Here is a 5,566-nt window from a genome sequence, read left to right on the forward strand (position 1 = left end):
GGTCTGCACGTCCGACGTGGACGCCACCGCGCTCGTGACGCAGGCGCTGCGCGCCGCGGACCGTCCGGCCGACGCCGCCGCCGGGCTGCGCTGGCTGGTGTCCGTTCAGCGTGCCGACGGCGGCTTCGCCAATGCGGCCGGCACACCGAACGCCAACAGCACCGGCCTCGCCGCGCAGGCCCTGCGCGACGGTCACCGGCTGCCGGCCTGGGCGCGGTCCCGGGCGTTCCTCGCCGGACTCCAGGTCGGCTGCGCCGGGGCGCCCCCCGACCATTCCGACAGTTGACGAACCAGGTGTTCGTCGATGGTTTCCACGTTGCTCCTTGCCGGGGGTGCGAGGGGTCAGCGGCTGGAACGGCCGCGCAGTCGCGGGTCGAGCACGTCGCGGAGGGTGTCGCCCAGCAGGTTGAAGCCCAGCACCGCGATCATGATGCAGACGCCGGGGACGACCGACGGCCAGATCGACATCTCCATGAACGCCTTGCCGCTGGAGAGCATCGACCCCCAGGACGGCTGGGGCGGCTGCACGCCGAGCCCGAGGTAGCCCAGGGACGCCTCGACCAGGATGGCGGTGGCCAGGCTCGTGGTGAACTGCACCGCGATCGGGGCGACCGAGTTGGGCAGGATGTACTTGAAGATCAGCCGGGCGTTGGTGAGCCCGACCGCCTGGCCGGACTCCACGTACGGCTCGCGGCGCACCGACATCGCCGTGCCGCGTACGACCCGGGCGAAGCTCGGGATGAACACGAGGATCAGGGCCAGGATCAGGTTCTCGGTGCCGGGGCCCCGGGCGGCGACGACCGCCAGCGCGAGCAGCAGCGTGGGGAAGGCGAACATGATGTCGGTGGCCGGGGTGATGACCGCGTCGAGGAAGCCCCGGTAGAAGCCGGCGAGCAGTCCGAGCAGGACGCCGATCGCGCCCGCGCAGGTCACCACGATCAGGCTGACCGTCAGCGAGGTGCGTGCGCCGTACAGGGCGCGGCTGAGCAGGTCGCGGCCGGCCTCGTCGGCGCCGAGCAGGAAGTCGCCGCCGGGCGCGGCGAGCCGCTGGTTGGACATGGCGGTCGGGTCGTACGGGGCGATGAGCGGGGCCAGCGCCGCCGCGCCGACCATCAGCACCACGATGACCAGGCCGATGGCGCCCACCCGGTCGCGCCAGATCAGGCGTAGCAACTCCAGGCTGCGGGGGGTCCGGCGAGTGGACGCCGCCTCGGCGGGGCGGCGGTCGGGGGCGGTGTCAGTGACCACTGCGCAACCTCGGATCCAGGTAGGTGTAGATGAGGTCTACGAGGAAGTTGACGACGACGTAGAAGAAGGCCAGGAAGAGCAGGGTGCCCTGGACGACCGGGTAGTCGCGCTGGGAGATGCCGCGGATGACCATCGTCCCCAGGCCCGGCCAGGCGAACACCTGCTCGACGATGACGGTGCCGCCCAGCAGCGCGCCGGCCTGGATGCCCAGCACCGTCACGACCGGGATCAGCGAGTTGCGCAGCGCGTGCCGGGTCATGACCACGCGCTCGCCGAGGCCCTTGGACCGGGCGGTGCGTACGTAGTCCTGGTTGAGCACCTCCAGCATGCTGGAGCGGGTCATCCGCATGCTGATCGCGGCGAGGCTGGAGCCGAGCGTCACGGCGGGGAGGATGAGGTGCTTCAGGGTGCCCCAGAAGCCCTCACCCTCACCCGCGCCCTGGGACGGCAGCCAGCCCAGCGACACCGAGAAGACGTACACCAGCAGGATGCCGAGCCAGAAGTTCGGCAGCGACAGCCCGACCAGCGAGCCGACCCGGGTGGTGGCGTCCAGCAGTCCGTTGCGCTTGGTGGCGCTGAGCACGCCGAGCGGGATGGAGATGAGGATCGAGACCAGCAGCGCCGACACGGCCAGCAGCAGCGTGGACGGAAGGCGCTGCATGATCTCTTCGAGCACCGGCTGGCCGGTGCGCATCGAGGTGCCGAAGTCGCCCTGGACCAGGGCGCCGAGCCACCTCAGGAACTGCTCGTACACGGGCATGTCGAGCCCGAAGTAGCGGCGCATCTCCGCCTCGATCGCGGGGTCGCCGAAGTCCTGACCCATGATCGAGCTGATCACGTCGCCGGGGATCATGCGGATGACCAGGAATGAGATCACCGAGATCCCGAAAAGGACTGGAATAACCGATAAGAGACGGGTCAACGTGATGCGCAGCATTGCGGGTTTCTCCGGTCGGTCAGGTGTCAGCGCCGGGTGTGCCGGGGTCGGCTTCCGCGTCCCAGCCGGCTTCCTCGTCCCCCGTGACGGCGATGTCGCGCGCCCATTCGTGCGCGCGCTTGGCGACCCGTAGCACCATCACCGACCGGCTCTCCATCACCCCGTCGAGGTTGCCCAGCCGCTCCGTCCAGAACCGCCGCATGGCGTTGCTGGAGGCGAAGTAGCCGACGGCGATGATGTCGAACTGGCCGGTCACGTGGTAGACGTACGCGATCTCCGGCATCCCGGCGAGCTTGTCGATGAGCCTTTCTGTGGCACCCGGAGCGCTCTGGATCTCGAACAGCGTGTGCACCGGCCGCCCCATGAAGGCGGCGCTGGGAATCGCGGCGAACTGCAGCTGACCCTCGGTGACAAGCCGTTCCACCCGGCGTCGTACGGATCCCTCGGAGAGGCCGACCTTCGCCGCCAGCGCGACGTTCGTCTGCCGTGGATCCTGAACGAGCTCCCGGATGATGCTGCGATCTTTCTCGATCGAGCTCTTGGATGCCATCTCGCTCCAACTCTTAGTGACGGAATTCGTCGCTGCCGGGAGCCTAGACGACGAACATCGTCTGTGCAACACTCCCGGATGACGAATGGTGGCGTTCGGGAGTCTAACTCAGGGGGATCGATGGCCTTGTTGGAGGTCCGGGACCTGCGCACCGAATTCCGCGGCGCGCGGGGCTCGGTGACGGCGGTGGACGGGGTGTCGTTCACTGTCGACGCAGGGGAGATGGTCGCCCTCGTCGGCGAGTCCGGCTGCGGGAAGTCGGCGACCGCTCAGTCCATCATGGGGCTGATCGTGCCGCCGGCCGGCCAGGTGACCGGTGGTCAGGTGCTCTTCGAGGGGCGCGACCTGCTGAAACTGTCCGCACGGGACCTGCGCGCGGTGCGCGGCAAGGGCATCTCGATGATCTTCCAGGATCCGATGACCTCGCTGAACCCGGTGCTGACCGTGGGCCGGCAGATGACCGAGGCGCTGGAGCTGCACCTCGGAATGAGCCGCCGGGCCGCGCGCAAGCGGGCGGTCGAGCTGCTGGACATGGTGCGCATCCCGGCGGCGGAGACCCGGCTCAGCTCGTACCCGCACCAGCTCTCCGGCGGCATGCGCCAGCGCGTCATGATCGCCATGGCGCTCTCCTGCCGGCCGCGGCTGATCCTCGCCGACGAGATCACCACCGCGCTCGACGTCACCATCCAGGCGCAGGTGCTGGACCTGCTGCGGGAACTGGCCCTGGAGACGCGCACCGCGGTCCTGCTCATCACCCACGACCTCGGCGTGGTCGCCGGCATGGCCGAGCGCGTCAACGTCATGTACGCCGGCCAGATCGTCGAGCGCGCCGGGACCGTCGACCTGTTCCACCAGCCGCAGATGCCGTACACCTGGGGTCTGCTCGGCTCGGTGCCCCGCCTCGACCAGGCCCGCGGCGGCAAGCTGCGCCCGATCGCCGGCCGCCCGCCGGAGCTGTCGGAGATCCCACCCGGCTGCCGCTTCGCGCCGCGCTGCGTCCACGCCCGCGACGTCTGCCAGGACCAGGCGCCCGGCCTGACCACCGTCCCGGCCCGCGACCAGCTCACCCGCTGCTGGGGCATGCGCCCGGCGGACCAGGGCGGCTGGCTGACCACCGAGGACCGCTTCGCCGACCAGAGCGCGGAGGTGCGCTGATGACGACCCCTGCCCCCGACACCGCCCCGGACCCGCTGCTGCGCGTGCGTGACCTGGCCGTCGACTTCAAGGTGCCGGTACGCGGCTCGATGCTGCCGGCCCGGCTGCGCGCGGTCTCCGGCGTGGACCTCGACGTCCGGCGCGGCGAGATCATCGGCGTGGTCGGTGAGTCCGGCTGCGGCAAGTCCACCACCGGCCGCGCCATTCTCCAGCTGCTCAAGCCCAGCCAGGGCACCGTCACGTTCGACGGCACCGAACTGACCACGCTGGACCGGCGGCGGATGCGGGCCATGCGCCGGCAGATGCAGATGATCTTCCAGGATCCGTTCGCCTCGCTGAACCCCCGGATGACCGTCGGCGAGCTGATCGAGGAACCGCTGCTCGTGCACTCCGACCTGCCGGCGGCCGGGCGGCGGGCCAAGGCGCTGCAGACCATGCAGATGGTCGGGCTCAGCGAGAAGTGGCACGACAGGTACCCGCACGAGTTCTCCGGCGGCCAGCGCCAGCGCGTGGGCATCGCGCGCGCCCTGGTCAGCAACCCGCAGTTCATCGTCGCCGACGAGCCGGTCTCCGCGCTCGACGTCTCGGTGCAGGCGCAGATCGTCAACCTGCTGGAGGAACTCCAGGAGGAGCTGGGCCTGACCATGATGTTCATCGCCCACGACCTGGCCGTCGTGCGGCACCTCTGCGACCGCATCGCGGTGATGTACCTCGGCTCGGTCGTGGAGGTGGGGGACTGCGAGGACATGTACGACCGGCCGCGCCACCCGTACACCCAGGCCCTGCTCTCGGCGGTGCCGATCCCCGACCCCCTGGTCGAGACCGAGCGCCGGCGGGTGATCCTCAGCGGTGACGTGCCCAGCCCGCTGAACCCGCCGTCCGGCTGCCGCTTCCGGACCCGCTGCTGGAAGGCGCAGGACATCTGCGCGACCGAGACGCCGAAGCTCACCGGCGCCGGCCACCAGGTCGCCTGCCACTTCCCGGAGAACACCGACCCGCGGGGCGAGCCGGTCGCCGCCGCCGGCGCGGGGCGGTAGACGTGTCGGTTCCGTACCACCGCAACCTGGTCGACGGCGAGTGGGTCGACGGCGAACGCCGGCCGAACCTGAACCCGGCCCGCCCCGGCGAAGTCGTCAGCGAGTACGCGGTCGCCGACCGCGACACCGCCCGCGCGGCGGTCGAGGCGGCCCGCCGGGCCGGTCCCGGATGGGCGAAGCTGCCCGTCGGCGACCGGATGCGGATGCTGGACCGGATCGGCGGCACCATCCTGGACTGCGCCGACGAACTCGCCACGCTGCTCGCCCGCGAGGAGGGCAAGCTGCTCGCCGAGGCCCGCGGCGAGGTCGTCCGCGCCGGCCAGACGTTCCGCTACTACGCCCACCAGCTGCTCCAGCCCACCGGTGAGGTCTACGCCTCCACCCGGCCGAACGTGCACGCCGAGGTCCGCCGCCGTCCACTGGGCGCGGTCGGGATCATCACGCCGTGGAACTACCCGCTGGCGATCCCGGCGTGGAAGGTCGCGCCGGCGCTCGCGCACGGCAACACCGTCGTGCTCAAACCCGCCGAGCTGGTTCCCGCCAGCGCCGGGGAACTCGCCCGGATCATCGCCGACGCCGGTGTCCCGCCCGGCGTGTTCAACCTGGTCGTCGGCGCCGGCTCGGTGGTCGGGGAGGAAC

The 5,566-nt window shown here is 70.8% G+C and carries 6 protein-coding genes and 1 pseudogene; 4 read left to right on the forward strand and 3 right to left on the reverse strand.

What is annotated here, in order from left to right:
* Positions 1–286 (forward strand): annotated as a pseudogene (locus KBX39_RS21450) (peptidase); the annotation flags it as partial.
* 56 nt (positions 287–342) lie between these two features.
* Here KBX39_RS21450 and KBX39_RS21455 read toward each other — a convergent pair.
* Genes KBX39_RS21455 through KBX39_RS21465 form a run of 3 tightly spaced genes read right to left on the reverse strand, consistent with a single transcriptional unit; the run spans position 343 to position 2,735 of the window.
* The gene (locus KBX39_RS21455) at positions 343–1,248 is read right to left on the reverse strand and encodes an ABC transporter permease (protein WP_231915563.1); all 906 of its coding nucleotides are present in this window, start codon (positions 1,246–1,248) and stop codon (positions 343–345) included.
* On the reverse strand, positions 1,238–2,185 hold the full coding sequence (gene nikB / locus KBX39_RS21460; protein ID WP_030499628.1) for a nickel ABC transporter permease: 948 nt from the start codon (positions 2,183–2,185) through the stop codon (positions 1,238–1,240). The genes KBX39_RS21455 and nikB overlap by 11 nt, the downstream gene beginning before the upstream one ends.
* 19 nt (positions 2,186–2,204) lie before the next feature.
* The gene (locus tag KBX39_RS21465; RefSeq protein ID WP_030499629.1) at positions 2,205–2,735 is read right to left on the reverse strand and encodes an Lrp/AsnC family transcriptional regulator; all 531 of its coding nucleotides are present in this window, start codon (positions 2,733–2,735) and stop codon (positions 2,205–2,207) included.
* 120 nt (positions 2,736–2,855) lie between these two features.
* On the opposite strand from KBX39_RS21465, the gene KBX39_RS21470 reads away from it, so the two are divergent.
* The 3 genes from KBX39_RS21470 to KBX39_RS21480 form a co-directional block, all read left to right on the forward strand.
* Positions 2,856–3,890 carry an ABC transporter ATP-binding protein gene (locus KBX39_RS21470; RefSeq protein ID WP_210872169.1) on the forward strand — a complete coding sequence of 345 codons (1,035 nt, stop codon included), beginning with the start codon at positions 2,856–2,858 and terminating at the stop codon, positions 3,888–3,890.
* Positions 3,890–4,927: an ABC transporter ATP-binding protein gene (locus KBX39_RS21475; RefSeq protein ID WP_210872171.1), complete on the forward strand. Its 1,038-nt coding sequence runs from the start codon at positions 3,890–3,892 to the stop codon at positions 4,925–4,927. The genes KBX39_RS21470 and KBX39_RS21475 overlap by 1 nt, the downstream gene beginning before the upstream one ends.
* A gap of 2 nt (positions 4,928–4,929) precedes the next feature.
* A partial coding sequence (locus tag KBX39_RS21480) for an aldehyde dehydrogenase family protein (RefSeq protein ID WP_210872173.1) occupies positions 4,930–5,566 on the forward strand: 637 nt, incomplete at its 3' end.

The sequence above is a fragment of the Micromonospora sp. D75 genome (genome assembly GCF_018070405.1).
Classification (GTDB): Bacteria; Actinomycetota; Actinomycetes; order Mycobacteriales; family Micromonosporaceae; genus Micromonospora; species Micromonospora chalcea.

Coding starts and splice junctions, on each gene's coding strand:
- nikB (WP_030499628.1), bottom strand. CDS start 2,185: ATGCTGCGCATCACGTTGACCCGTCTCTTATCGGTTATTCCAGTCCTT.
- KBX39_RS21465 (WP_030499629.1), bottom strand. CDS start 2,735: ATGGCATCCAAGAGCTCGATCGAGAAAGATCGCAGCATCATCCGGGAG.
- KBX39_RS21470 (WP_210872169.1), top strand. CDS start 2,856: ATGGCCTTGTTGGAGGTCCGGGACCTGCGCACCGAATTCCGCGGCGCG.
- KBX39_RS21475 (WP_210872171.1), top strand. CDS start 3,890: ATGACGACCCCTGCCCCCGACACCGCCCCGGACCCGCTGCTGCGCGTG.